This window comes from Leadbetterella byssophila DSM 17132 (genome assembly GCF_000166395.1).
Lineage (GTDB): Bacteria > Bacteroidota > Bacteroidia > Cytophagales > Spirosomataceae > Leadbetterella > Leadbetterella byssophila.
Window position 1 is genome coordinate 1098195 of sequence record NC_014655.1, and the last position, 26777, is coordinate 1124971.

A 26777-nucleotide genomic window follows, 5' to 3' on the forward strand; every position below is an offset into this window, starting at 1 on the left:
CTTTTTGCTTTGTTTTTTTTTTCGCATTGGTACAGATCTTTGCAACCGCAGGAACGAGGATGGCAATGTGCTGTTGTGCGTTGGCAAAAAACAACGCAAAAAGTATGACAGATGCAAACGGCGGCAATGCCATAGAAGACAGGCGAAGCGTTGGACTTGTGCGGTGGCTGCCTGGCTAAAGCCGTATTTTTTTGTGCGTTGGCTGGGTGGATTAAAAATTATTTGCCGTTTATCTACACATCTAATGTTTTCTTTGAAATATCGTAATAGTTTCCTACACAATATGCTGTGTTATCTAATTCATCAGAAATCATTGAAGTTGTAAAAATAATTTGGTGCTCGACTGTTGCTTTTTCTGAAAGTTGGGTTATAAGATTTTGAAAGTTTTGTGTTCTTTCCTTTTCCATTCCTTTGTCCTCCATATTATCACAAAGAATAAGTCTTGGGTATCTGAAAAAGTTAAGTTCAAGACTTGCAAAGAAGATTGCAAATAGAATGGCATTCTTAAAATATATTTTTGAACTCGCAGAAAAATTATTACTCTCATCTAAAGAGTATGTATCCTTGTAAAAATCAATTTCTACACGTTTGCCGTGTTTAAACTCTGCTTGTCGTTCAAGGTCATTCTTCAAAATATAAAGTGTAATTTCCTTTATTTTGGATAACGCTGTTTGTTGACGGTTTTGTTGTATTTGTTCTTTTTGCTTAATCTCTAATGAATGACTTTTAATCAAAGCTTGTAACTCTACTATTTCTCTTTTTAATGCTTCTAAAATTTCTACGCTTTTAATCTGTTGGGACAAATATTCATTTTTCCGCTCTAAAGAACCTTTTTCTATGAGTAAATTATCTATTGTTTGGTCTCGGGTAGATTGATTATTTTCAACAACAATATCAAGTTCTCTTTGTAAAGCTCTTGCCGTTTCTAATTGTTTGGGAAGAGAAGTTGTTAATTCTAACAATTTTAATTTCTTATCGTGAAGCAAACTCTTCGATTCTTTTACCTGCAATTCCATTTCTTGAAGAAGCCTTTTGGCATTAGCTTTTTCTGCTTCCTCGACCAAAGGTTCTTTACATAAATGGCAATTTCCCTCTTGAACATCGGATTTGAGTTCACTTAAACATTGGGGACAATGGGTTAATGGTAATTCTCCCAACACTTGTTTAGTTAAAAGAGAATTATTTAATTCTGTAATTCTTTTCTCCAAAGTAGAAACAAATAGAGTCGAATCTGCAATTTCTACTTCATATTGATTGATTAAAGACTTCGTATTGCGAACTTCATTTTTTATAGATGACAGGTCGCTTTGTAATTTTTCAACGCTTAACTCGGTTCTTTTTGTTGCTACTATTCTTATCTTTTGCCTAATATCAACAATACTTGCGTTTATGGCTTCGATTGCCTTTGTTGTTGTATTGATTTCTTTTACAATACTATCAACTGTTTTAAAGCCACCCGATTCTGAAAAAACTTTATTCAAACTATTAAATTCACGTTCCTTATCATCTAAGTTTTTAGATGCCTGTTTTAGTTCTAATCTTAGATTATACAAGCTATCATCGTAAAATCCTAATAGTATTTCAGCTATTGCTTCTCTTGTTAGTGGCAAATCAAATCTTTCAAATCTAAATAGACTTTGGGTAGGTGTATCTTGGTCAATGTATAGTAACCTTAAAATTTGATGTATAGTAAGGTTACTGTCTGTAACATTTTTTACTTCGGGGAAATCTAAAGCATTAAATAAAACACTTGAGAAACTGATTTGATTAGATGTTTGTTTGTACGGATAAGTTTGCCAATTAAGTGAATCTTTTGTTGAACTTTCATAACTTCCCCAAAATATACTCATTGGCTGCAAGCCGCCTTGTACAACATTCCTTTTTAAGGTAATTGAAGCTCCATTTATTTCAACTTCTGCGATTACATCTTTACACTTCAATGCTTCTGTTGTCCAATTAGAAAAATCACCTCCAAGAATGAAGTAAATAAAGTTGGCAATGGTAGATTTACCCGAACTATTCTTTCCTCGAATGATATTAACCCCTTTATGAAATAGTTGGTCATACGCAATCTTATTTGAATGCGTTCTGATTATCAATCTGTTTAGGAATAGTGATGGGTTAACGTGGGTCATACTTAAATTCTAATAAACCTGTTCTATACTTCAATCCTGTTTTACCATACAAAGGCAATTCATTAAAGCCAAGAACCAATTTCAATATATTTGATTTTTCAACTGTAAGCTCATTTAATTTACCTAATAAGTCTTGAGGAATTTCTTTTTCTGTTCTTTTAACCCAACCTTTAGAAAACTGCTTATTATCAATCAAACCATAAGATGCCAATGATTTTAAAGCTGTCATTTGAAAAGGTTGCATTCGTTCAAATATTCTTTTCGAATCAATCAAATCTTCGTAAGGATTTTGTTTGTCTTTTTTGAAAATTTTCTTCAATTCTGAAAGTGATTGTGGAAAGGTAATATTTCGGGCTTCAGTTGGAAATGTTAAATAGAAATCCCAAATTCTTAACTTGTCCAATTCTACTTCGTCCTGCTTCATCAATGTCAATAATTGGAGCATACGAAATACCCCATTATAAATATCAAATGCCGGATGATAAACTAACATACTAATTCCATTTTATGTGACAGTTACCTGTAAGAAAAAATATCATTCCCATAATATCTTCTTCATCGTATTTAAACAAGTTTATGCCGAGTTCTTGTTTTACAGGATTTATAATTCTTTCGGTAATTAATTTATCAATATTTTCTTGCGGAGCATTATTGCAAATCAATGTATATACCTCCATCATAAATCCTCTTTTGACTTTAGCTAAGATAGCAATATTTATTTCCTGTCCGACAGTCGAATACTGCGAAGTTTTGATGAGCTTCTTATGAAATTTCTCTTTTGCACTTTTGGCGTAGAAAATAATTTTTTCTCTGTTTCCCAATGTCAATTTTTCTTCCAACCCCAAAACATCACCGTCAATTTTTGCATTGTAATAATCTAACTCTTCACAAAACTCTTTCAACTCGGGATTGTTGTTTTTTTCCTCTTCAAATTTTTTATACAATTCTTCGAAATAACGAGAACTCTCATACACATTATTGAATGTTTGAGAATAGTCGTTGTTTCCTACAACCTTACCACCAACATTGGTGTTTTCAAGCGAAACTTTGTTAATATCCATTCGCATCAATTTTTCTTATCTCTCCCTACAAAGTCTCCACCAATATTGGTATTTCCCTTTACGGAAACATTATTACTATCATTTACTTTTTTCTCTATTTTGTAAACTTTACTTACTGCAAATAGGCTAACAATAAAGCCTACTATACCGCAAATACTTGCAATGATTGATAAATTTGATTCCATATATTTTCAATTATTTGTCAAATTCTTTTTTTAAGATTTTAGCGATTTCCTCTGTTTCTCTATAATTTCTCCCTGTTGTTTGTACTTTCATCCCATATCCTGCATCTTCCCAATAGAGTACAACATCAATAGTTCCATCAGAATATTTTTCTTTGATTAAATTCACTGAAGTAGGACTAAAATCTATATTGTTTATTACTTCTAAAACATATTTACTACGAAACAACTTTTTAGCAAAAGCTTCCAATTTATTGTTACCGTGGTGGTCTCCACTTAATTTTATTTTTTGTTTTCAGGCTCAATATCAGTTTCTACAAGTTCAAGTTTGCCATAGTACAATAATTTTTCAGATAAATCTACATTTAGTTCTTGTTCTGATTTACAAACATTATGCACTTCAACATCTTTTGTATTAAATTCATCATCAACTATTTCTTTGAAAGAAAGAATATGAGGTTGCCAACAATTATGACTATTCAAACTAATTGCTATTCTTTCTTTTGCGTGGCAAATTCCTAAACCAATGCAGTATTCTTGTTCTATAGGGATTTCTGCATTTTCATAGTAATACTTGTTCGTTTTGTCTTCTTCAGCATCTTCTAAAATATCCTCGCTGAATGGTGTTCGGATAAACGCCATAATCTTATTTCTTTCAGATGAATTTGTTAAAGACGAAACCCATTGAATAAAGGTTGATGCTTCTGAAACATTATGATTAAATGTAGCTCTTGGGAATAGCAAATTTGAGATACCGAAAGTTTCCTTTAATTTTCCATATGTGCTAAGCATCTCAATAAACTTATTCTTAAACAACGCTTCGTTGTCAATGTATGGTTTAAAAGACAATTCATTAAAAATCAACTCCATTCTATAACAATTTTAAAAGTTGATTACTCCATTCTTCCAACAAGTTTTTCGGATACTCGCTTAATTCCCCTTTATTATCTATTTCAATATTGGTAATTTCTGAATATTGCTCATTATCCGTTACTACTTTCTCGAAATAGAAAAGAATAGTTCTGTCTTTCATTACAGGATTTTCTTTTACTCCAACCCTAATTCCATTTATGATATGGTCGCTATGTGTTTCAATAATTATTTGCACATCATTTTGGGCAACTAAGGAAATTAATTTACCTAATTCTGCCTGTCCTCTTGGGTGAATATGGCTTTCGGGATTTTCAATAATCACCAAATCACCTTGTTTGGCTTTAAGCAAAGCTGTAACAACGTGTAAGGCATAAGAAATCCCAAAACCAACATTTTCGGGTTTGAAACGATTGGTATTTCCGAAGTTTGGTTGCTTAAATACATACTCCAACAAAATAAGGTCGGAAGTAACTTTTGTAGTCCTTACATTAACACCTGGTGAAATTTCTCCCAACCAAAGATTTATCTGATTTATTAAGGTTTTATTTATAGTCTCTGTTTTTGTAAGTTCATCATAAGTTTTGGAATCTTTATGTAATACATTTTCAAAAACCACATCTTCGTTACTTCTTAATTCAATGTAATGTGCCGTATATTGCCCATATTTACCTATATCATTTGCTTCAACAACACTTGTATGGCTCCCCATATTGGTTGCTTTTGGCTCTATCCTTTGAGCATTCAAATACTGAAACTTATTAGTAAATAATGCTTCCTTTTGATTTTGTGCAATATAATTGGATGAAGTATTTTTTTGTCTGAACACATCAGCATCAATCTCATAATCAAACTCCATAAGGTAAGGTTCTGTTCCTTTGAATTGAAGTGCAAAACTCAAATTTTCATTTTCTTTGCTGTATTGATAACGGGCATCTTTGGTTGTACCCATATTCACTAAACCACTATCTCCTCCATTCAATTTTAAAATACCGCTACTTAGCCTTTCAGATTGACGAAGCAACAATAATGATTGTATAAAAGAAGACTTCCCTTGTCCATTCATACCCAAAACGACATTCAGGTTACGAAGCGGAAAATACTTTGACTTTATGGATTTAAAATTTTTTATTTCGACTGACTGTATCATCTTGATTTAAGATTCTATTGTTTGATGAATTAATTTCTTTATCTCATTATGACGGTGATATACTCTGTTTTTATCACCTGTTGAACTCGTAACAGAAGTAAAAAAATAAGCATCATTATTTAGCAAATCATAAAGCCCTTTTTTAAACACTTTCCCTTTTGACACAAGGGCATCTCTTTCTGACTGACTTAATACTGCTAATTGTGTAGCCAAAGCATCAAATAAAGCCTTATTTATTGGTGGAAGCCTTTTAGATTCATTATGTATTTTTCTAAACGCCTCTTCCTTAAATATTTTCTTTGCAACAATCATCGCTTCGCTGTAATTGTGAATTATTTTGTCTAATTCACTTTGCGACATATTGTAAATATTAGCCATTGCCTTACTCATAAACGTATCTAAGTCCGGGCTATAATTTTCATAGCCGAACAAATAAAAAGCAAGAAAACGGTTGGCAAAGTCTCTGTCCAACATACGATGAGTTTTTATTCTACCCTCTGTTGCTTTTAGAAATGCCTCATTTTTACCAAGGTCTGCAATGAATTGGGCAGGTTTCCCTTGAAATAAGGCGTGTCTAATTTCTTGCGGTTCTAAGACTAAGCCACCTGTGTTGATGCGTTTGAAGATGTTGAACTTAACGTCCGTAGGCGTACCGGGCATTATTTTATAAATAACAACCTGTGCTTCTTCAATAATTCGTTTTAAATCCCCACTAAGGTCTTTCCATCCCTTACCATTTAATTGAGTAAGAAATTCAAGATTTGTAAGTTTCAAATCTTTTGTAACACAAAAATTTCGGATACTACTTAAACGCTGTAAACCATCTACAACAAGCCAATTATTGTCATCGGAAGCATCAAAAAAGAATGCTGGCAAAGGGAAACGAATTAAAATAGATTCTATTAAACGGCTTTGTTTTGTTTTATCCCACAAATCATCTTGTCTTTGAAAATATGTAGTAGTGTCCATCTGTATTTCATTCCGCTCAATACGTTTAATTAGAGTATCTAAAGATGGTGTTTTCGTTTCAATATTGATTTTAGTAGGGTCAAAAGGTTTTTCCATAAGAGCCTCATCAGCATCTACTTGTTCCTGCTCTACTTCCTCATTAAAAGAATCTTCTAACACAATTGCTTCCTCTATATTTTTATCTGATTTCATACCTTTCAGCATTTCTTTTTACTTACGTTATTTCAATTTATTAACTACACTTGTCAGTTCCTTTATCGCTTCCTTAGCCAAGGGTTCTCCCTCAATAACATTATACATTTGGTCTGCTAACCATATTTTTAAAAGGTCGTTAATGTCAACCTTGAAAATTTGAGCAAACATTTCTATATACTCTTTTTTCGATTGTCGTTCCCCTCTCTCTATTTTACTTAGTTGTGGCGTATCAATATTGAGCAATGGTGCAACTTCCCTCAACAACAAACCATTACTCTCTCTTAAACTTCTTATTTTCTCACCAAATTGATTAGACATAACCATTTATCATTTTACGACTTGTCAAATAAAGGCAAATTTAAGCAAAATAATGCAACATTTAGTGGATATTAAGTGGACCCCACATTTAGGACAATTATTACTATTGTTAACATAGGGGGGTGCAGGGGGGAGTTGATAACTTATCCTGCTTGTGGATAACCCGATTTTCTATGCTACTAAGTTAAATCTTTCTGCTGGAATTTCCATGTCAATACCCTGATGGTTTCGCTCATGGTTGTAAAATTTAAACCACTGGGTTAATCCTTTGAACAACGCCACTCCATCGATTTCAGGATTAAGATAAACATATTCCCATTTAACACTTCGCCAAAGCCTCTCTATAAAGATATTGTCTACGGCTCTACCTTTTCCATCCATAGAAATGGCTACCCCTTTTTCCTTCAGTAAGTCCAGGTAAACTTCTGAGGTAAACTGACTTCCCTGATCACTATTTATTATCTGTGGCACTCCATGTTTGTCAAATGCCTCTGACAAACAATTGCCTACCCATTGTGCATCCATAGTGTTGCCGATTGACCAATTGACCACATATCTGCTATATAAGTCTATTATTGCCACCAGATACATAAATCCGGTTTTCATGGGGACAGAGGTGATATCCACAGCCCACGCCTGATTAATCTTTTCTATTTTTAAATTCTTTAGCAAGTAGGGATACTTATATTTCGCTGGGTCTGCTTTACTGGTATTGGGTTTAGGATAAAAGGTTTCCAATCTCATAAGTCTTCTTAATCTCTGCACCCGTTTACGGTTCACCTGAAAGCCCAACTTTGTTAGTTGATCTACCACCCTCCGACTACCCATAAAAGGGTATTTGAGGTAAATCTTATCAATTTCAAGCATAAGCTGTAAATCTTCTTCACGCTCTGCTACGGGCCGGTAATATAGACCACTGCGATGAATCCCCAATAGACTGCATTGCTTAGAAATACCCAGCAGTTTATTCGTCCCTTCGATCATTTCACGCCTTTGTTTGAGGCCTGTATTTGATGCCACTTTTTTTTAAGAAATTCAATTTCTACTTTTTGCTGGCCGATTTGAGCATAAAGAAATTCCTTCTCCTGTTCTTCAACACTTGATTTTCCAACAGACTTCAACTCGAAAATTTGAGCACTTTTCTCCATGAATTCCTTCTTCCAATTAGTGATCTGCTGAGGATGAACCTCAAATAATGACGCAAGCTCCGACAAAGTTTGTCGCTCCTTTAAGGCTTCCAAGACCACCTTGCTCTTGAATTCCGAACTGAATTTTCTACGTGTATTTCCCATAATATGACAAGTTATTAAAATTGATCTTTCAAACTTAATTCCTTGTCCTAATTCTGGGGTCCATTATCAAACCGCAGGTTTCCGTTTGCACTTGTTAGGTTGGTTTTGGCTTGTTTTTTAGCGAAGCTAAAAAATGAAAAATCTTTTTGTTCAAAAAAGGTTATCCTACTTATCCACTCCAATTGAAGTAAACAAATGCAATCTGTATCGTTAGGGATTATCAAACGAAATGCTTGATTGTTCAGGTGGCTTTGGTAGAGGTTCTTTTTCTTTGTTCTTGTTTTCGACTTCTTCCCAGGTTAGTTCCTTTACTGCATACACATAACCGTTCTTTTTGGATAATCGCAAGTAACCGTATTTTTTTAATGCTTTTCCTAATTTCATTACGGTTCCGTCTGTAACATTGAGTTTGGCTTTGTCGGCTAATTTGGCTGCTATCTGTGTGGTGTTTATGAAGTTGTTGGCGGTTTCCCTGTCTGCTACTTCAAACCAAGTCAATAGTAATTCTTCTTCGGGGCTTCTTGCCTGGTACTGTTCGTTGTTTTGGTTAATCTCTTTTATTTCTTCCTGGTTGAACCAAAAACGGAAACCGTTTTTGTAAAGCTGTATTGCTTGGGCATAAGCCAAGTTTATATCAATATTATGTGTGTACTCGATATGCTCCACTTCAAAACATAAAAATCTGCGTGAACCTGTTGTATCATTTAAAAATTGGGCGGTGTTTACACTGCCTGCAAACGATGCCCTGCGTGGCAGGGTTTCGTTGTTATGTCCATAAGCTTTACGCATACGGATATGCGTTTTTGTTATCAGCTCTTTGAGTGTACCGATTTCGGTACGGTTTAAGTTTTCGAGTTCGTCCAAATTGATTAGCATACATTCTGCCAAGTGTATCAAGGTATCTTTATTGTTTGGGTTGATTGTTCCCGAAAACATATAATCTTTTAACGGCTTTGGGATTAGTTTTTCTATCCACGTTGTTTTTCCTACGCCTTGTTTTCCGCTGAATACGATTACGGTTTGGTTGGTTACTTTTTCGTTGGTTACGCAGGCTACCATTGCGACAAACCATTTTTTGAAACATACCTGCCATAAATCCTGCTTTGTGGTGGTAATGGTGTTGGCAAGCTCTGTGATGTAGTCGGTTTCATCTTCATTTTCGGGAAGGGTTTCAAAATAATCCTTGAAAGGATCGTATTGCTGGCAATAATCAGAGTGTAACAAGTTCCGCAAAGTATTAATGTTGCATTTTACTTTGGCTTTTAAAATCTCACGAAGGATTGAGTTTTCAACGAAATCCGTTACTGGTTTCCAAATGGTGGATTTTACGGTTTTGTATTCCAATTTTCCCATAACTGTATTATAGCGAAAATTGTAGCGGTTGTTTAGAAAATTCTCCAATCGGTCAATGAAACTCGGTTTTTCTTCTTCCTCGTCCGATTCTTCTTCAGATGATTTTATGCTTTTGGATTGCTCGGAAATTTCGCCATTTGGCGAAATGGATAAGGTGCTTTTGTTGTGTTCGTGAGTATTGTTGTAAGCACTGTTTACGGTTGCTGTTACTTCCTGTAAATTGTAGTTGTAATCAGAAAGGATATAACCCATTGCCATAGGCAATGGCACTCCTTTACGATTGAGATTGCAAGCCAATAAATGTACAAAGTTGTTTCTATTACCATTTACATAGCTTTCTTTTTTCTCGGTAAATCTTACGCAATGTTCGTAAACGGTCAAGTAATCATTATTGAATTGTGTTGTGGGTAAACCATTGCTTGCAATGGTTGTGTGTTCCTGTATTACTTCTTCTGATTGCTCAATGTAAGGCGTTAAATCTTCCGTAGAAATTACAGGATATACCGTTGCATTTTCATTCAAATACAAATCGGTGTCGTAAGACACGAAGCAAAGACGTGTAATGTCTTTGCCTGATTTGTCAATGGGTAACGATAAAAATTCTTCATAGAATTTTTGAAGTGTTATAAACGCTTCTTTGTGATTTTCCTGCGATGAATTGACACGAACAAAGATTTTTAAACCGTTTCCCGATGGGCTGGTAAACGAAGCAAAAGTATAAGGCGTTTCTTTTGATAATTGCTTTGCTGTATCCAGTTGCTCCGTTGTGAGCTTGTCAATGTCTAATACTACGATTTGAGTATATGCAGTAACAAACTCTAACTTTCTACCACCTTTGAAAGATGCGGAAGGTGTGAAAGCGGGCAAAGATTTCTTTGCCCTTTCGTATGCTTCCATTTTGCTTTCTTTCAATGATTTTCGCAGGTATGTTATCACATTGATATACTTACCTGTTTTGATGTCGTTCAATACCTCAATGATTTTTTGGTTCTCTATCACTTCATTGAAGTTTTTAAAAATACTTACTACCATTTTTATTAGACGTTAGATGTTAGACATTAGATTTTAGACTTATTTCTTCGAAAAAGCCTTGTTGTAATGTTCCTGCAACAGTTTTTCAACGTCTGACAGCTTGTAATAAATTTTGTTGCCTACCTGACTGAATGAAATACGCCCCTCGTCCCGCCACGTCTGGGCAGTTCGTTTACTAATTTTCATCAGTTGTAAAAACTCCTGATTGTCTAAAAACGTGTCCTTTTTGGGTTCGTTCTTTGCGTTAAGACGTGTTGTGATTTCGTCTAACCTTGCTACCAATTCTGTGTACTGGTCTTTTGATAAAATAAATGCTTCCATTTTCAACTAATTTTATGATTATGGAAGCAAAGGACAGCAATGCAAAAAAGTCATTATGTCCGTACTTGGTCTTTCGGGACAAGATTTATTTACAGCATTTTATCAATGTCTATTCTTTTATGTGGTTTGGGACGTTTATCGGTCTTTGACGGTGTGAGCATTGTCTTGACTGTTTCGGGATTTAATTCCCTGCCGTCTTTATCTGTGAATGAATTTACTATGACTGCAACAAAATCATTTATATTACCGTCAATAATAGGTTTGCCGTCTGTAAATAATTCCCTGTGCAACTGATAAAATATATCCACTAACTGATTGATATTACAATTTATTTTGAGCTTGTTGAATGGCATACCGTTTTTATTCTTGTTCATTTGCTCAACAGAAAATTCATTTGTTAAACGGTTTAAATGCTGTATCTGGTCTATTTCTTTCTGACATTGGTTTGAGTAGTCGGGTAGTTTGGGATTTATAAAGTCTATGCTTGCCTGTTCGTAATCAAATTTTTCTTTCGTCAGGAACATTATCTTGTCTGTATAATCTTTCAACTCTTCAACTTTTTGTTTTGTTTCCTTAAATGAGAAGTATCTTTTTTCACATTCTGCATTGACATATTGCATTGGAATTTTAGCCAAGGTGTGTTTATATCCGGTAAATTCAATTTCCTTTCTTTTGCTTTCAATAATGGTGTAACACTTTATCATTCGACTTCTATTGGTAGAACTGACAAACAGTTCTTCATTTTCGGCAATCAGTTTTTCAAACTTATTGAGCCATTTTATAGGGTCGGCAACATAATTACAGTGATGGGCAAAGAATTCCGGAAGCTGTGCATAAGGCAATCTGAATAATTTATTGACAAGCTCCTGACAGTAAGCACTATTGTCTTTAATTTCTTCCTGTACAATATCAAATAAAGGATTTTCAGACTGCTCTTTCGGAACGGTCGTTTGTTCTGTAAACTGAACAACTTGCTTTATTTGATAACGTTTTGGCATCATTCAATCAAGTTCAATGTTGGATATTAACTCTGTCATTGCTATTTCCGGGAAAAGACATCACTAAAAACCGCAAGTCTTCAGAAGTTTCATTTCCAATTTTGTGTATTTGCTTAGCGGAAATTTTAATCCCTTCGTTTTTTAATAAAGAAATTTTTTCACTCTCCAATAAGAATGAAGCTTTGCCATCAAGAATATAAAAAAACTGCTCTGTTTCATTATGAAAATGAAGCTGTTCCTCCGTATGTGGTGGCATTAATTCTTCTTTGACAATAACGTTTTCAGATTGTATAAAAGTCCACGCCTGACAATTATTACCCCATTGATAATATTTTGTATTCTTTGTATTGATAATCATATCACTTTCTTTTTTATAAATCATCTGTATAATGCCGTCTGTCTTTATCCTGCGAAAACTTGCGGCTGTTGTAATCTGCTGATTTGTTTCTTGCTATGGACAAAGTTCTCCAATCTTCATTTTTCAGCATTTTGGCTATGAAAACCATTTGTCCGATATGATAAGGATAATGAGCTAATTGCCTGTTAATCGCCTCGGTAACGGTATGGCCGTCATTTCGGATATAAATAATTTTCTCTAAATCGTTATCCGTTAAATTTCCTAATGTATCCAACAGACAATTCCAACCTTTATTCCAATGTTCCATCAATTCCGATTTACTCTGAAACGGATTGGTAAATTCCGCATCACGGTTTCGCCAGGGCTTTTCTCCGTCTGTGGTCAGAAATTCGGTAAACCTGGATAGCATATTTCCAGCAATGTGATTGACCAGAATAGCGATGCTATTGCTTTCCCCGCTATACTGCCAGAATAATTGTTCTTCCTGTAATTGTTCCATTGCTTTTTCTCCAAGCATTTTGTAATACAGGAATTGCTTTTTGATATTTTCTAAATAACTGTCCATTTCTCTATCTTATTTGGGTTAATACAAATTCTTTTCTTTCATTGATATTACCAATCGGCACGTTTATGACTTCATAACCGTGCTTTTCATAAGTACTTTTCATTTGGAAATAGGTGTGTACTGCCTCCTGCCAATCCTGTTTTCGTTCATTATCTGTTTGATAAATTTCTTTCCAGGGTGGCAGGATAAATACCTTAGGATAATATGAGCAATTCAATACTTTTTCTATGGTTTCCGTTGAAAGTACATAGCCAATCATATCCGCATAACAGACAGCAGCCAAAATACCTCGGTCGAAAAAGCAAACTTCATATGACTGGCTTGCTTTTGCTCTGTTGTAATCTAAAAGGGATGCGGCTATCATTTTATCGGTATAAAGTTGTTTGTTTTTCCAAGGCAAAGCATCACCGTTTAGTGCTGTTTCTTCGCGGATAATCGTTCTGGCAGCTTCCGGAATAGTTTTATATCCATTTGCTGACAGAGCATTTAATAAGGTTGTTTTTCCTGCTCCGGGGCCACCGGTTATAACGAATAAGTTTTTCATTATTTTTCAAACTTATAATGTGCTCTTACTTTACTTACTTTTCCTTCATTATTCAATTCCATATATTCTGCCGAAAAGGAATTATTGACACTTCTGTAAAACAATACGGTTGAATTAGCTCCTTTGAGTTCGTGGTACAATTCAAAGTGCAGGTCGGGGTATTTTTGCAGGGCTTTTGAAAAGTAATCCTTTAAATCACTTTTATTGGAAATTTTACCTTCTGCGTTTATTCCCATTTGCTGGATAATGGGCGAAACAAAATCAATGTTTTCGCTGTAATGTTCCATAATTTTATCCAAATCGTGGCTGTTCCAGGCCTCAAGCCATTCCTTTGCAAAGTCTGTATTCATATCCTTTTATTTTGAGTGATTGTTTTGAATAATTTCTTCTGAACTCAATCCAAACATTGGCGGTGTTTTTACGTCCAATAGGTTCAGGTAAATATAAAGCTGTGCTCTGTGGTGAATTTCGTGTTCGGTCATTGCCCGAAGCCACTTCCAGACGGTAATTGGAGCATTGCCGGGTGTCAGGCATTTGCGTTGTAAATCTTCATTACTCAGACTTTTGAAAATGGCTAATGCTTCTTCGTGTTTCTCGTTGAAATAATGGATTACATTATCGTACCCGTCTGCAAGTTCTTTCCCACACCCATTGTAAGTACAGGAATTTCCTAAAATAGTTTCGGCAAACATATACCGCTCAATGGCTGCAATGTGTCTTATCTGGTCAGCAATGGTAAATTTGCCGGGCTTGTATGCCCAATCCATATATTTCGGTGGAATAACGGCAATCAGGCGATTGGTGCGTTGCCTGATTTTTCCATAGTACTCCAGAAAATTTTCCATATTGGTTATTTCCATACTTATCCTTTCCTTTTAATCATTTATAATTCTATCGGTTTGCCGAGAGATATAAACCATTTCTTTAAAATCGGGTGCTGTATAATCGAAGTCTATACATTCTTTAGCAAAACCAAGATGAATTCGGTCTATCTCAAAAATGCCTTTGGCATACTGTTCCAAAGCAAATTCAATATCGTCTGCCAGCATATAGAAATACAGCCAATGAAAGCCTTCTTCTTCCGAAAGAAAAATGTTTTCGATATAGACTTTTTCGTGTTCAATGGTTTGCAATAATTCTTCTTTTCTACTGTTAAGCGTTTGCATCCATTGATGTAACTGCTCAACTTTTTCGGGTAGAATACGGTATTTGAAGAGCTTTCTTTCCATTGCCTAATCTATTTGTTTGTCGGGTGATTTTTTTGATAACTGCATCAGTGTAACCAATGAAGTTGCTGCTAATGTTTCCTTACCTTCGGCACTAACTGCAAATACGTCTGAACGGACCACAGTCAAAACTTTTCCGTTTTTGATAACCTGTGCTTTAGCCACAAGTTGTTCACCAATGGCAGGATTTAGGTAGTTTACTTTCAGCTCAACTGTTGTAAAATAGCTGTCTTCCGGTTTAGCTGACGCTCCGGCATAGCCCGAGGAAACATCTACCAATGAAGCAATGGTACTGCCGTTGAACATTCCTGCCGGACGAGCCATAAAATCCTGTTTGGGAACAGTGATTTCAAAATAACCTTCGTCCATTCCGGTTACTTCCGCACCGAATAATTGCATTATTTTGGAACGCCCGAAACTTTCCAATAGTCGTGTTTTTCTTTCATCGTTCATAGCCTAAACATCTTCATAAAGATTATTTCTTTTTATTTCCATCAATCGCTCCGGATTCTCAGGAAGTTGAAATCCAAATTGGCTGTAAAGCAAATGAGCATCTAAGGTTGCCAATAATATCCTTCTCAAACTTCCTGCAAAATCCAATTCCATTATGTATTTTATCATCATTTTTGATAATCCCTTACCTCTGTATTCCTTCAAAACATACACATCCGCCAAATAGCCGAAAGTGGCATAGTCCGTTACCAATCGGGCAAAGCCAATCTGTTTTTCATCTTCAAATAGCCCAATACAAAATGAATTTTGCAATGCCGTTTTTACAGTTTCCAATGGAATACCTTTTGCCCAATAACTTTCCTTACTCAAAAACTGATGGACGGCATTAATATCCATATTTTCAAAGCCAGTTTTTATTTCAATCACCTGATTGCTTATTTCCATTGCATTTGATTTTTCAGGTTTTTGATTTGTGCCAAATGATGACTGCAATGCCAACTGTATTTTGCCATAGCTTCAGCAATCGTTTGGCTTTTGTTTAAATCCGGATGAAAGAACGTTCTGTTCCAATCTTGTTTTTCCAAACCTTTTAAAAGTATTGCCCAACGTTCGTGAATGCCTGCTAAAATGCTCAATGATGGCAAAATGGATATATGTTTCGCGTCCGGCAACTCCGCCCATTTTTCTTCTGCAAACGATTTGATAGTCGGATTATCTTCCGTTATTGCAAACTTAATGCGGGCAAAACAATTGATATTGCTATCCGCTAAATGATGAACAACCTGCCTGACAGTCCAACTTCCTTTCCTGTAAGGTGTGTTTAATTGTTCATCGTCTAAACTCATTACCGCTGATTTTAGATTTTTCGGGAATGAAGCAATCATATCAATGAATGACATACACATTTCTTCGGTAATTACTTCCGGCTCTTTGTATTTCCCAATCGGATATTGATTAATCTGTTCCATTTTCTAATGTTTATATAAACCAGTTCCAATTATATTTATCTGAACTTCGCCCTTTTCTGATGTCATTAAGTTGCTTTTTCAGTTTAAACATTGTTGCATCATTTGCGGTATATGGATAATATTCTGTTCCCAAGATATTTATACACTTAACAGGTGAGATAACCGCAGCTGTGCCCACACCAAATATTTCTATTTTTTTGCCGGATTGAAATTCATCAATAAGCTCTTGAAGTTGTACTTTCCTTTCTTCGACAATCATTCCCAAATCTTTTGCAATTTGTATAATTGAACTTCTGGTAACTCCGTCAAGAATTGAAGTACTCAACTTAGGTGTAATCAATCTATCGTCTATTACAATAGCAATATTCATTGTGCCGGCTTCTTCAATATATTCGTGAGTTTTAGCATCTGTCCAAATTACCTGGTCATACCCCTGTATTTTGGCTTGCTGTGCCGGATAAAATGCAGCACCGTAATTTCCTCCGCATTTGGCATAACCTACTCCGCCTTCTGCCGCACGTACAAATTCTGTTTCTACTTTTAAACGTACAGGTTCAGAATAATATAATCCCATTGGTGTACATACTATGCAGAATAAATATTCATCCGAAACTTTAACTCCTAATCGAGGTTCTGTGGCAATCATAAACGGGCGTATGTATAAGTTTATTTCTTGTTCTTCCGGAAGCCAATGCTCTTCCAGACGAACCAATTCTTTTATTCCTTCAATAAATAAATCTTGCTCAACAGCAGGCATACACATTCTTTCCAATGAAGCATTAAATCTTCTAAAATGCTTATCAGGACGAAATATGATAACTTGACCATTATCTTGACGAAATGCTTTCATTCCTTCAAATACGGTTTGCCCGTAATGTAAACACAGTGACATCGGGCTCATTTTAATATCGGCATATGGCATTATGCTTGGTGATTGCCAAGAGCCATCTTTGTAATTACATAGTAAAATATGGTCTGTTGGCTGAACGCCAAATACAAAATCATCATAGTTAAAATTCGATTTCATACTTCTTTTAGACTTTTGGATATTTATCATTTTTTTACTTCATTTAATGGTTATCTTTTAAAATCATTTCCATTTTAGTATCTGCCCGCTTGTACTTGCCTTGTTCAATTGCGACTTCGGTAAAACCTAATTTTCTATAGATGCCCAAAGCAGGTTTCAATGCGGATTGCGTGTAGAGCAGCAATTTCTTCACGCCCAAATCTTTTGCCTTGTCAATAGCAGCCTGACACAACATTTTTCCGGCTCCGATGCCCTGATAATTTTCATCCACTGCCATTTTGGTCAATTCCATTGTATCATTATTTACTTTTTTCAAAGCGACTGTTCCGATTACCTTACCTCCATAAACGGCAAACAAAATTTTTCCTCCGTCATTTAATATCGCTTCTTCAGGATTAGACAAAACGTATTTATCAATATCTTCCAACACAAAATATTTTTCAATCCACGCTCGGTTTAATCTTTCAAAATAGATTTGCCATTCGGGACGGTAATTTTCTATGGTTATCGTTTTCATAATTTTATCTCAAATAAATTGACCTCAATGTTGTTATAGTGTTCCGGCAAATCACTCTGTGGCGGCAACTGCCTTTTACCTATCCATTCAAATCCTAATTTTTGGTAATAACCGGTCAACGCATCATTGTTTGCCCAGGTATCTATCCGGATGAATTTCTTCTTATTTTTCCACGCTTCAACCATAGCCCAATCCACTACTTTCTTCGCTATATTTTTTCCTCTGTACGAATTGCGTATCGCCATACGGTGTAAATAAATGGCTTGCTTGCCGTCCTTGTCGTTCCAAATAATAGGTTCGGCCTTTACGATGGAAAATACACCTGCCATTTCATCGTCCTTGTCTAAGACTTTAAAGTGCCTTTTCTCTGTAATTTCATTTTCAATAAATGATTTACTGAAAACAGGCCAACCGTATCCGCTTTGCTGAAATTGATAGGCTCTTGCTTCGCTGTATATTTTTTCCACCTCTGGAATGTCGGCTATAACCGTTTGCTCTATTCTCATTTCTTTGACATTTTCTGATAACCTCTATTGACACAATACACACCGCTTAAAGTAGCGACCAAAGCCAATAAAGTGATACCGGTTAGGTTTTCATTCAGGAATAAAAATCCGAGCATAATGGCAATGAACGGATTGATATAAGCATACAGGGAAGAAATGCCTATCGGCAAATGTTTCAGCGCATACACAAAAGCAGAATACGCAATGACGGAACCCACTACAATCAGGTAAACCAAAGCCCAGATACTGGATGTCGTTACTGTTTTTAACTCTGAATAATCATCCAAAAAAGCACTGATTACAAACAAGGCCATTCCTCCGGAAAACAATTGCAATGCAGCATTTTGTAACACGTTCTTACTGTTCGGGATTTTGTATTTTGCTAATACACTCCCCGAAGCCCAGGCCAGACAAGCTCCGAAGGCTATTAACATTCCCGTAAAATAGGCAGGATTGGCAAGGTCTTTTAGATTGTCCCGAAAAATCAGTACAATACCCAAACAGCCTAATATCAATCCCACGATAATTAATAAATGTGGTTTTCTCCTGTCAAACCCGAACAAATAGCTGATGACCACCACAAAAACAGGAATGAGTGATAATATCAATGCTGCCAGTCCGCTTGAAATGTAGCGTTCGCACCAACCAATCACACCGTTTCCCAAAGCCACCATTAAAACGCCCGGAACAGATTGATAGAGGAAATCCGATTTATTCATATTCAAACTCCCTGTGAGTTTTAATCCTAAGAGCAAAGCTCCGCCTGCAACCACCTGCCGAATAGCAGCAAACAAAAACGGCGGAAAGGTTTCCACCCCAATACGGATAGCGAAATAGGTCGTTCCCCAAACGATACAAACAATGAAAAGTGCTCCGTAAGCCAGACTGTTTTTATTATTATCCATAGCCATCTGATAAATTATAATGCAAAATAAGGAAGAAAAAACGTATGGTTACAGATACAATTTTTGTAATTTTGTAGGATACAGTATGAAGTGCAATGAAAGAAGTTTTATATCAAAGAATAGCAACGGTTCTTACGGAACAAATCAAAAACGGCACACTGAAAACAGGTGATAAGATGCCGTCATTACGTACGCTGCATAAAGAATATGGTGTGAGTATGAACACAGCCATACAAGCGTACTTGGAGTTGGAAGCCAACGGTCTGATTGTTTCCCGACCACAGTCCGGCTATTATGTGAATTACAAGCCTTCCAATTTGTCTGTCCCTTCCGTGAGTAAGCCTGCTAATCGGGCAAAACCTGAAAGTGTAGAAACACTGATTTCCAAAGTATATGCAACGTTAAGCAATAATGACGTTACCCGGCTTTCTTTGGGTGTTCCCGAAAACGAATTATTGCCTATTGCAAAACTCAACAAAGAGTTGGTCAATGCGATGCGTAATCTCACAGGAAGCGGTACTGAGTATGAAGAAATACAAGGCAACCGAAAACTTCGCAGGGATATTGCCCGATTGAATTATACCTGGAACGGAAATTTAAGTGAAGATGATATTGTTACGACTGCCGGGGCTATGAATGCTATTTCATTCGGGTTGATGGCACTTACGCAGAAAGGCGATACGATAGCTGTGGAAAGTCCTGTTTATTTCGGCATATTGCAGTTGGCTAAAAGTTTGGGATTAAATGTCATTGAGCTGCCGACACATCCGGTTACAGGCATTGAACCCGATGCTTTGAAAAAAACATTACCCCAAATAAAAGTGTGTATGCTGGTTTCTAATTTCAACAATCCGTTGGGAAGCTGTATGCCCGATGACCATAAAAAGGAAGTGGTAAAGATGCTTTCGGAGCGAGGTATTCCGCTCATAGAAGATGATTTGTATGGCGATGTGTATTTTGGGAACAGTCGCCCTAAACCTTGTAAGGCATTTGATGAAGAGGGGTTAGTACTTTGGAGCGGTTCTGTTTCCAAAACATTAGCTCCGGGTTATCGTGTGGGCTGGTTAGCACCGGGAAAGTTCAAAGATAAAATCGTTCATCAGAAACTCATTCATACGGTTTCTTCTACAACCATCACACAGGAAGCTATTGCCAACTTCCTTGAAAAAGGCAGGTATGAACATCATCTTAGAAAATTAAGAAGCGAACTACACGCTAATAGTCTGCAATTTGCCAGGGCTATTGCCGAGTACTTTCCGGACGGGACTAAAATCAGCCGTCCGCAAGGCGGATTTATGCTTTGGGTAGAATTGGACAAACGAATCGATACTGCGGAATTATACGACCGGGCTATCCGTCAAAAAATAAGCATTGCTCCGGGCAGGATGTTTTCATTGCAAAACCAGTTTAACAACTGTATGCGGTTAAGCTACGGGCAATGCTGGTCGGAACAGATAGATGACAAGCTGAAACAGTTGGGAAGAATTGCTAAAGGGTTGATTTAATCGCGTTTATCCAATTTGAAAGAATTGTATCCATCAGTCTGTTGCATTGAGCAATATGGTTGTTGTTGTTCAATAATTCATTTTCACTTTGTACATAGGGTAGGTTATATAAAAATTCATCTTTCCCGTTTTCGGTCATTTGCATTAAACTTCCTATAGTTACTTCTAAATGAAATTGTAAGCCGATGATATGTTGATTGTAATAAAATGCCTGATTGATATTGGCTCCCGAATACAGTAAATTCAGAGTGCTGTCTTGGGGAATTTCAAACTGGTCTCCGTGCCAATGGAATACAACCGGATTATGTTTGAACAGTTCATAAAACCAAGCGATTTGCTTACATTCCTCTGTAGGAAAAACAGGAAACCACCCGATTTCTTTGTTCTTTGCCGAAACTACTTTTGCCCCCAAACAATCGGCAATCAATTGAGCACCTAAGCAAATTCCCAACACATTTTTACCGGATTGGATACACGATTTTATAAATGCTTTTTCTTGTTTCAACCAAGGGAATTGTGTTTCATCATACACGCCCATCGGGCCACCCATTACAATCAACGCATCTATCTTTGAAATATCAGGCAATAGAAAATCTCTTTCAAAAAATTTTGTAGCTGAAATATGATGATGATTCTCTTTTAACCAAGTCTCAATGTGTCCCAATCCCTCAAATGGGACGTGTTGAAAATAATGTACATTCATTGTTTATGCTTTTTGTTCATTCCAATAATAACTATCAGGATAAATGCGCTGTCCGAAAATAGCTGTACCTACCCTTATGATGGTTGCGCCTTCCTCTATGGCTGTTTCCAAATCGCCACTCATTCCCATTGACAATTCTTTCATTTGTATATCAGGAATGTTCAATGCGATAATTTCTTGTTGAATATTTTTCAATAATTTAAAGCATTGTCTCACTTTCTCAGTTTCAGCACTGAATAAACCAATGGTCATCAATCCTTTTATTTTTAGCCTGTCTAATCGGGCAATCTGCTGAACCAAAGCTATGGCATTATCGGGATGCACCCCGAATTTACTTTCTTCATTGGACGTATTGACCTGTACAAGTACATCTATGGTTTTATCTTCATACTCCAAACGTTGCTGTAACTTTTCTGCCAAGTCTATACGGTCAAGCGATTGAATACAGGAAACATCATATTTTAAAACCTCTTTGATTTTATTGGTTTGCAAATGTCCAATGAAATGATTGGTATGTGAAACACCTTTCAATGCTTCATATTTCTCTTTGAGTTCCTGGACTTTATTTTCTGCTATCAGTGTATGTCCTGCTTGCAATGCAATTTTGATACGTTCGGCAGGTACGGTTTTGGTTGCTAATAGCAATTTGACCTCATCCGGATTTCTGTTACTTTCCTTGCAGGCATTGTTTATCCGTTCTTGTATGACTGCCATATTTCGCAAGATTTCTTCTTTCATACGTTGATGTTTTCTTGGAATATTTTGAGGTCGGAAATGGATTTGAACTACTGTGAAAGGTGTTGCATACCCTTGTCTAACCACTCGCCACCCGACCATTTTTTATAACAAGGCGAACCAATTTAGTCCACCTTGTCCGTTACTTCCACCAATAGTAATAATTGTGGTTGCCGTCATACTCAAAACCGCAACGAGGATAGAGTTTGTTACCGATATAGTTTGTCTTTTCGGTCTCAAGCATCAATCCGCAGGCTCCTGTTTCATCACACCATTGCTTTGCTCTGTCTATTAATGCTACCGAAAGCCCGTGTCCCCTGTAATCAGGATGCACAAACAAATCGCTCAACAACCACTGTTTTTGTAATTTAATGTAATGATAGAGTTTATACAACTGGACAAACCCCACCGGTTTGCCGTCTGCGTACACGACAAAAATATTCGATTGGTCGTTGTCTAATCGTTCTTTGATAAATTGTTTACATTTTTCTAAATCGTCTGATTGACGATAAAAAATGCGATAAAGGTTAAATAATTCTGCTGTTGTGTCTAATTCTTTCAGACTTGCTTTCTTAATATTGAACTCCATTTTATGAATCTTATTGATGAAACAAAAGTATCGGATCACAGGACGAGCCTAATGGTACAGTTTTTAGATAAAATGATGGCCCAGGAGGATGGTCTATAATCATCAAACCCTGTGATTATCTCCATGTAAATCAAAACTCGTCATAGTTTATTTTAATGTGGTCACTTACAGATACAGAAACGCAAGCTAAAATCAAACCTTGCTGAATATGGGCTTCAGATAAAATAAAATTCCGCTTTAAATGTACTTCGCCCTCTTCTAATTTGCACACGCAAGTGCCACATGTACCTCTGCAACAAGAATATGGTGCTTCAATCCCTGCTTTAAGCAGTGCGTCAAGTAGGGGAATTTGTTTGTCCCACTGGATGTGTTTTGTATCACCCTGCAATGTCAATGTTACTTCCACATTTTCCGATTGCCCATCTTGAATTTCAGCAAGTTGAGTTTCTTCTTTAAGAGGCATATTTATTCGCTTGTTTTAAACTGGTTACTAAAAAAATATTTATGAAAGCCCGAAAGTTTCTTATTGCTTCCGGGCTTTTGAAGGGTGGTTATTTCAAGTCTTCAATCGAAGCCCCAAAATTGATGTGTAATACATTTCCGTTAGATAGCACCAACGCCGGAACAGATTGCACACCTGCCACTTCTGCATCCTTTACTTTGGCTTTATCTTCTCCCAAATGAATTACTTCTACTTGGTTCTCTGGAATGAAACTTAAAATATCCTGTTCTGCACTTACACATATAGGGCACCCTGCGTGATAAAAAATTGCTTTTGTCATTTTGCTTTGTTTTTAGCGATTTAACTTTGATAAACTTCGTTTTCTATGGCGGAAAGTATGCAATCCAGTTCCGCTATTTCATTTTGACTAAGTGGCTGAATGGGACTTTTAAAACCTCCACCGCCTACCCCCAACAAATCCAGACCTGCTTTAATGGAACGTGGCAATCCTTTGGCTACAATGAATTTCAAGAGATTAACTTGTTTGTAGAATACGTTTCTTGCTTTCTCCAAATTGTTTTCCTGTATAGCAGCATAGAGTGCCAAATTCAGCTCGGGTATCAGATTGGGAGCAGCTGTACACCAGCCTCTTGCTCCGGCAGAAAATGCGGCTAATGCCAGCGGATTGGAGCCATTGAAAAATGCGACCTCTTCGCCCAATTCCTTTCTCAGGTAGTGCATACGCTGGATATCGCCTGTACTTTCCTTTATCATCGTTACATTCGGGATTTCCAGTAAACGCTTCAGCAATGCAGGTGACATATCCACACCACCTGTAGCCGGATTGTTGTACGCCATAATAGGAATAGCGATTTTGGAGGCTACTGTATCATAGTGTTTCACAATTTCATCATCGGTTAGTTTCCAATAACTCATCGGGATGATCATTACGGCTGTAGCACCTGCTTTTTCAGCAAATTTTGCGTGATAAACGGTTCGCTCGGTTGTAAGGTTTGAAACACCTACCAATGTAGGTACTCTGCCAGCCACCTGTTGCATTGTCGCTTCGGTTACAGCTTCTTTTTCGGTATCATTCAGGTAAGGCATTACACCTGTACTTCCTAGTGGAGCAATACCGTGGACACCGGTGGTGACCAACCGTTCCACTTGTTTTTTGAATAAGGGAATATCTATCTGCTCATTGTCGTCAAAGGGTGTAATCGGATAGGCAATCACACCTTTAAATGGTACGTTATTCATTTTGTAATCTTATTTTATAGGTTAAAAATCTCTGCCCTCTTCTTCACGTAATGCTACGCCAAGGTTTTGAAGTTGCGGAGCATTTTCGCAAGCGATGTATTTGGCCGGTTCGCTGTCGCTCAAATTCTGGTGCTGATGCCATGCCCAGGACGGAATGTAAACTGCATCACCTGCTTCCCATTCTACGATTTCATCTTCTACTTTTGTCCAACCCTTACCTTCGAGTACATACAAAACGGTTTCATAGGTGTGGCGGTGCAGGTGTGTTTTTTGTCCGGGCAATAGACCACCGATGGTCATACTTACATTTTTACTAGGCAGGTCAACGAAGAACACCGGGTGTTTTCTTTCCTCCGAAAATTGGTTGTGTACACCTGCATTTTCAACGTTCTTGTGAATAACGTGAGAAGGCTTTACGTAGGTTGGCCTGGCAAAGGTCTGATGAAAATCTTTTGAGCTGAATTGCTTTTGCTCAGCGTGGATTGATTTCTTTACGGCTTCTGCTGTTTCTAATTTTGACATAACTGATTTTTTATAGTTCTGTTGCATTATTGCACTACAAAAGTATTGTATCTTTGGACTGTCAAAGTGATACAGTTTTTATAAAAACAGATAGTCCAGATGTTAAGAGATTGGAAGTTTGAAATACAATTAGATGAAAAATCAGATAAAGCCATTTATCTGCAAATTGCCGATGCCCTTATCAAAGATATCCATTCGGGTAGGCTAAAGACCGGCGACGCTTTACCGGGGAGCAGAAATCTTGCCCAACTTTTAAAAGTCAATCGGAACACTGTTGTAGAAGCCCTTAATGTCTTGCTGATTGAAGGTTGGCTAGTTTCCAAAGAAAGACAGGGTACATTTGTTGCCGATACATTACCTGGTTTTAAAGAGGTGCAATATAACCAGCAAATAACTGCAAGCTCAGATAGTATAAAGAGTAAGCATTATCATTTACAGTTTGATGACGGGCATCCAGACAGTAAAATTGCACCTATTACCGAACTGGCAAGGGCTTACCGTCAAATTTTCAACCAAAAAGCAAGATGGCAGATGATGGGTTATGGCAATGAATATGGTGATCTTGAATTTAGAAAAGCCATTGTTCAGATGCTCAATCATCAAAGAGGGATGCAGATAAACGAACAAAATATATGTATCACTCGGGGGAGTCAAATGGCCATGTATCTGACCGCTCAATGTCTGTTTACCAAAGGGGATTATGTGATGATAGAGAACCCGGGATACAAACCCGCATGGAAAGCATTTGAATATGCAGGGGCAAAACTGTTACCTGTAAGTGTGGACAAGGACGGATTGCTGATCGACGATGTGATAACTTATCTGAAATCCGGTAAAAAAATAAAGGCAATTTATGTTACACCTCATCATCAATATCCAACTACAGTAACGTTGAGTTTAAAAAGAAGACTGGAACTGATGAAACTTTCCAACAAATATGGTTTCACGATTATAGAAGATGATTACGATAATGAGTTTCATTTCGGGTATCGCCCGGTATTGCCTTTGTCGAGCTTTACAGAACTAAAAAACTACGTTTACATTGGAACAATGAGCAAAGTGGTTGCACCTGCTCTACGTATCGGCTATTTGGCAAGCAACGACATCACTTTGATTGAAAAGGTAGGCAGTTTACGAAAAATTATTGATGTACAGGGCGATAGCATCATGGAACAGGCTGTTTTGCAACTAATTAAAGACGGCATAATTAAAAGACATATCAAAAAAGCAACAAATTACTATAGAGCCAAAAGAGATTTGGCAACTAACCTGCTGAAAAAACACCTTAAAGACAAAGCTACATATACCATTCCGGAAGGCGGTTTGGCATTTTGGGTCGTTCCTAATAAGAAAATGGATTGGCTACAGATTTCCAAGAAACTAGAAAACAAGGGCATTAAAATCATTTCGCCCGATACGTATAGCTTTAATGAGTGTATAAACGGTATTAGATTGGGCTATGGCTCGCTTTCTGAAAAGGATTTGGAAGAAGGGATTATGGCATTAGCAAAAATGTTATGATCTTCAGATTGGATTACCAAGATTGATTAGCATTACTTATCATTCCACGGCTGGGCAGATGCTAAGTCTTTGGATTTCCATTCTTCCAAAATGGTCATTGCACTTTTATCGGGAACGTATAAGAAATTAATCTTACGTTCGTTGGCATTTTTTCGCAATTCATCAAATATAAATGTGTCATCAAATCCAACTTTAGAAGCATCGGCGTTGGTATTTGCAAAGTACACTTTATTGATTTTTGCCCAATAAATAGCACCTAAACACATAGGGCAGGGCTCTAGCGTAGTGTACATTTGACATTCAGACAATTGAAGACTATTGATGTTCCTGCAAGCCCTTTCAATAGCAACCATTTCGCCGTGTGATGTAGGATTGACCCGCTCAAATATTTCATTATGTCCCTCTCCGATAATTTCCCCATTTCTGACAATCACGCAACCAATAGGAAGCCCTTTGCCACTTTTGTATGCAATTTCTGAAAGCTCAATTGCTTTCAACATAAAATTTGGATTATAGTCTGGGTCGATTTTTTCATTCATTGTTTCATCATTTGAA

Annotated in this window: 37 protein-coding genes; 2 read left to right on the forward strand and 35 right to left on the reverse strand. The window is 36.7% G+C overall.

Annotated elements, in window-relative coordinates:
- Positions 1-233 precede the first annotated feature (233 nt).
- The 27 genes from LBYS_RS05215 to LBYS_RS05345 all read right to left on the reverse strand — a co-directional run bounded on the left by LBYS_RS05215 (position 234) and on the right by LBYS_RS05345 (position 18945).
- On the reverse strand, positions 234-2099 hold the full coding sequence (locus tag LBYS_RS05215; protein ID WP_187287929.1) for a coiled-coil domain-containing protein: 1866 nt from the start codon (positions 2097-2099) through the stop codon (positions 234-236).
- 22 nt (positions 2100-2121) lie between these two features.
- Complete coding sequence (locus LBYS_RS05220) at positions 2122-2628, reverse strand: ABC-three component system middle component 5 (RefSeq protein ID WP_013407833.1); 507 nt, start codon at positions 2626-2628, stop codon at positions 2122-2124.
- Between the two features lies 1 nt (position 2629).
- The gene (locus LBYS_RS18195) at positions 2630-3196 is read right to left on the reverse strand and encodes an ABC-three component system protein (protein WP_013407834.1); all 567 of its coding nucleotides are present in this window, start codon (positions 3194-3196) and stop codon (positions 2630-2632) included.
- A gap of 5 nt (positions 3197-3201) precedes the next feature.
- On the reverse strand, positions 3202-3381 hold the full coding sequence (locus LBYS_RS05230) for a hypothetical protein (RefSeq protein ID WP_013407835.1): 180 nt from the start codon (positions 3379-3381) through the stop codon (positions 3202-3204).
- A gap of 10 nt (positions 3382-3391) precedes the next feature.
- A complete protein-coding gene (locus LBYS_RS05235; RefSeq protein WP_041823451.1) occupies positions 3392-3628 on the reverse strand; it encodes a hypothetical protein in 237 nt (78 codons plus the stop codon).
- Positions 3629-3660: 32 nt separating this feature from the next.
- The gene (locus LBYS_RS05240; protein ID WP_041823452.1) at positions 3661-4248 is read right to left on the reverse strand and encodes a hypothetical protein; all 588 of its coding nucleotides are present in this window, start codon (positions 4246-4248) and stop codon (positions 3661-3663) included.
- Between the two features lies 1 nt (position 4249).
- Positions 4250-5398 (reverse strand): AAA family ATPase, encoded by a 1149-nt coding sequence (locus LBYS_RS05245; RefSeq protein ID WP_013407836.1) that lies wholly within the window; start codon positions 5396-5398, stop codon positions 4250-4252.
- A 6-nt stretch (positions 5399-5404) separates the two neighbouring features.
- Positions 5405-6559: a DUF262 domain-containing protein gene (locus LBYS_RS05250; RefSeq protein WP_041824253.1), complete on the reverse strand. Its 1155-nt coding sequence runs from the start codon at positions 6557-6559 to the stop codon at positions 5405-5407.
- A 27-nt stretch (positions 6560-6586) separates the two neighbouring features.
- A complete protein-coding gene (locus LBYS_RS05255) occupies positions 6587-6880 on the reverse strand; it encodes a helix-turn-helix domain-containing protein (RefSeq protein ID WP_013407838.1) in 294 nt (97 codons plus the stop codon).
- 171 nt (positions 6881-7051) lie between these two features.
- Complete coding sequence (locus LBYS_RS05260) at positions 7052-7864, reverse strand: IS3 family transposase (RefSeq protein ID WP_013407839.1); 813 nt, start codon at positions 7862-7864, stop codon at positions 7052-7054.
- Complete coding sequence (locus LBYS_RS05265; RefSeq protein ID WP_013407840.1) at positions 7861-8172, reverse strand: transposase; 312 nt, start codon at positions 8170-8172, stop codon at positions 7861-7863. The genes LBYS_RS05260 and LBYS_RS05265 overlap by 4 nt, the downstream gene beginning before the upstream one ends.
- A gap of 210 nt (positions 8173-8382) precedes the next feature.
- Positions 8383-10557, reverse strand: a complete 2175-nt coding sequence (locus LBYS_RS05270; protein ID WP_013407841.1) for a VapE domain-containing protein — start codon at positions 10555-10557, stop codon at positions 8383-8385.
- A 39-nt stretch (positions 10558-10596) separates the two neighbouring features.
- Positions 10597-10878, reverse strand: coding sequence for a helix-turn-helix domain-containing protein (locus tag LBYS_RS05275; RefSeq protein WP_013407842.1), 282 nt, complete (start codon positions 10876-10878; stop codon positions 10597-10599).
- Between the two features lie 89 nt (positions 10879-10967).
- Positions 10968-11879 (reverse strand): hypothetical protein, encoded by a 912-nt coding sequence (locus LBYS_RS19260; RefSeq protein WP_013407843.1) that lies wholly within the window; start codon positions 11877-11879, stop codon positions 10968-10970.
- Between the two features lie 10 nt (positions 11880-11889).
- Positions 11890-12234, reverse strand: a complete 345-nt coding sequence (locus tag LBYS_RS05285; RefSeq protein WP_013407844.1) for a cupin domain-containing protein — start codon at positions 12232-12234, stop codon at positions 11890-11892.
- Between the two features lie 13 nt (positions 12235-12247).
- The gene (locus LBYS_RS05290; RefSeq protein ID WP_013407845.1) at positions 12248-12799 is read right to left on the reverse strand and encodes a DUF1572 family protein; all 552 of its coding nucleotides are present in this window, start codon (positions 12797-12799) and stop codon (positions 12248-12250) included.
- A 4-nt stretch (positions 12800-12803) separates the two neighbouring features.
- Positions 12804-13343 carry an AAA family ATPase gene (locus tag LBYS_RS05295; RefSeq protein ID WP_013407846.1) on the reverse strand — a complete coding sequence of 180 codons (540 nt, stop codon included), beginning with the start codon at positions 13341-13343 and terminating at the stop codon, positions 12804-12806.
- Positions 13343-13693 carry a nuclear transport factor 2 family protein gene (locus LBYS_RS05300; protein WP_013407847.1) on the reverse strand — a complete coding sequence of 117 codons (351 nt, stop codon included), beginning with the start codon at positions 13691-13693 and terminating at the stop codon, positions 13343-13345. The genes LBYS_RS05295 and LBYS_RS05300 overlap by 1 nt, the downstream gene beginning before the upstream one ends.
- Positions 13694-13699: 6 nt before the next feature.
- Entirely contained in the window at positions 13700-14203 is a 504-nt protein-coding gene (locus LBYS_RS05305; protein ID WP_013407848.1) for a DinB family protein, read from the reverse strand.
- 15 nt (positions 14204-14218) lie between these two features.
- Positions 14219-14572, reverse strand: a complete 354-nt coding sequence (locus LBYS_RS05310) for a DUF6176 family protein (protein ID WP_013407849.1) — start codon at positions 14570-14572, stop codon at positions 14219-14221.
- Positions 14573-14575: 3 nt separating this feature from the next.
- Entirely contained in the window at positions 14576-15022 is a 447-nt protein-coding gene (locus LBYS_RS05315; RefSeq protein WP_013407850.1) for a PaaI family thioesterase, read from the reverse strand.
- Positions 15023-15025: 3 nt separating this feature from the next.
- The gene (locus tag LBYS_RS05320) at positions 15026-15520 is read right to left on the reverse strand and encodes a GNAT family N-acetyltransferase (protein WP_229310465.1); all 495 of its coding nucleotides are present in this window, start codon (positions 15518-15520) and stop codon (positions 15026-15028) included.
- Entirely contained in the window at positions 15457-15990 is a 534-nt protein-coding gene (locus LBYS_RS05325) for a YfiT family bacillithiol transferase (protein ID WP_013407852.1), read from the reverse strand. Before LBYS_RS05325 ends, LBYS_RS05320 begins: the two co-directional genes overlap by 64 nt.
- 10 nt (positions 15991-16000) lie before the next feature.
- Complete coding sequence (locus tag LBYS_RS05330) at positions 16001-17047, reverse strand: branched-chain amino acid aminotransferase (RefSeq protein ID WP_013407853.1); 1047 nt, start codon at positions 17045-17047, stop codon at positions 16001-16003.
- Between the two features lie 13 nt (positions 17048-17060).
- Entirely contained in the window at positions 17061-17534 is a 474-nt protein-coding gene (locus LBYS_RS05335) for a GNAT family N-acetyltransferase (RefSeq protein WP_013407854.1), read from the reverse strand.
- On the reverse strand, positions 17531-18040 hold the full coding sequence (locus tag LBYS_RS05340; protein ID WP_013407855.1) for a GNAT family N-acetyltransferase: 510 nt from the start codon (positions 18038-18040) through the stop codon (positions 17531-17533). Before LBYS_RS05340 ends, LBYS_RS05335 begins: the two co-directional genes overlap by 4 nt.
- Positions 18037-18945, reverse strand: a complete 909-nt coding sequence (locus tag LBYS_RS05345; protein ID WP_222836542.1) for an EamA family transporter — start codon at positions 18943-18945, stop codon at positions 18037-18039. Before LBYS_RS05345 ends, LBYS_RS05340 begins: the two co-directional genes overlap by 4 nt.
- 95 nt (positions 18946-19040) lie before the next feature.
- On the opposite strand from LBYS_RS05345, the gene LBYS_RS05350 reads away from it, so the two are divergent.
- Entirely contained in the window at positions 19041-20450 is a 1410-nt protein-coding gene (locus LBYS_RS05350; protein ID WP_013407857.1) for an aminotransferase-like domain-containing protein, read from the forward strand.
- Here the strand turns inward: LBYS_RS05350 and LBYS_RS05355 are convergent.
- The 7 genes from LBYS_RS05355 to LBYS_RS05385 all read right to left on the reverse strand — a co-directional run bounded on the left by LBYS_RS05355 (position 20434) and on the right by LBYS_RS05385 (position 24701).
- On the reverse strand, positions 20434-21153 hold the full coding sequence (locus tag LBYS_RS05355; protein ID WP_013407858.1) for a type 1 glutamine amidotransferase: 720 nt from the start codon (positions 21151-21153) through the stop codon (positions 20434-20436). The two genes, LBYS_RS05350 and LBYS_RS05355, sit on opposite strands and share 17 nt — an antisense overlap.
- A gap of 3 nt (positions 21154-21156) precedes the next feature.
- Entirely contained in the window at positions 21157-21891 is a 735-nt protein-coding gene (locus LBYS_RS05360; RefSeq protein WP_013407859.1) for a YggS family pyridoxal phosphate-dependent enzyme, read from the reverse strand.
- 139 nt (positions 21892-22030) lie between these two features.
- Positions 22031-22477 (reverse strand): GNAT family N-acetyltransferase, encoded by a 447-nt coding sequence (locus LBYS_RS05365; protein WP_013407860.1) that lies wholly within the window; start codon positions 22475-22477, stop codon positions 22031-22033.
- A gap of 130 nt (positions 22478-22607) precedes the next feature.
- Entirely contained in the window at positions 22608-22940 is a 333-nt protein-coding gene (locus tag LBYS_RS05370) for a 2Fe-2S iron-sulfur cluster-binding protein (RefSeq protein ID WP_041823454.1), read from the reverse strand.
- Positions 22941-23028: 88 nt separating this feature from the next.
- Entirely contained in the window at positions 23029-23259 is a 231-nt protein-coding gene (locus LBYS_RS05375) for a thioredoxin (RefSeq protein WP_013407861.1), read from the reverse strand.
- A gap of 20 nt (positions 23260-23279) precedes the next feature.
- A complete protein-coding gene (locus LBYS_RS05380; protein ID WP_013407862.1) occupies positions 23280-24179 on the reverse strand; it encodes a dihydrodipicolinate synthase family protein in 900 nt (299 codons plus the stop codon).
- A 21-nt stretch (positions 24180-24200) separates the two neighbouring features.
- Positions 24201-24701 carry a cupin domain-containing protein gene (locus LBYS_RS05385; RefSeq protein WP_013407863.1) on the reverse strand — a complete coding sequence of 167 codons (501 nt, stop codon included), beginning with the start codon at positions 24699-24701 and terminating at the stop codon, positions 24201-24203.
- Positions 24702-24800: 99 nt separating this feature from the next.
- Between LBYS_RS05385 and pdxR the strand changes: the two genes are divergently transcribed.
- Positions 24801-26222 carry a MocR-like pyridoxine biosynthesis transcription factor PdxR gene (pdxR, locus tag LBYS_RS05390; RefSeq protein WP_013407864.1) on the forward strand — a complete coding sequence of 474 codons (1422 nt, stop codon included), beginning with the start codon at positions 24801-24803 and terminating at the stop codon, positions 26220-26222.
- 32 nt (positions 26223-26254) lie between these two features.
- Here pdxR and LBYS_RS05395 read toward each other — a convergent pair whose 3' ends face one another.
- A complete protein-coding gene (locus LBYS_RS05395) occupies positions 26255-26761 on the reverse strand; it encodes a nucleoside deaminase (protein ID WP_013407865.1) in 507 nt (168 codons plus the stop codon).
- Positions 26762-26777: the final 16 nt, after the last annotated feature.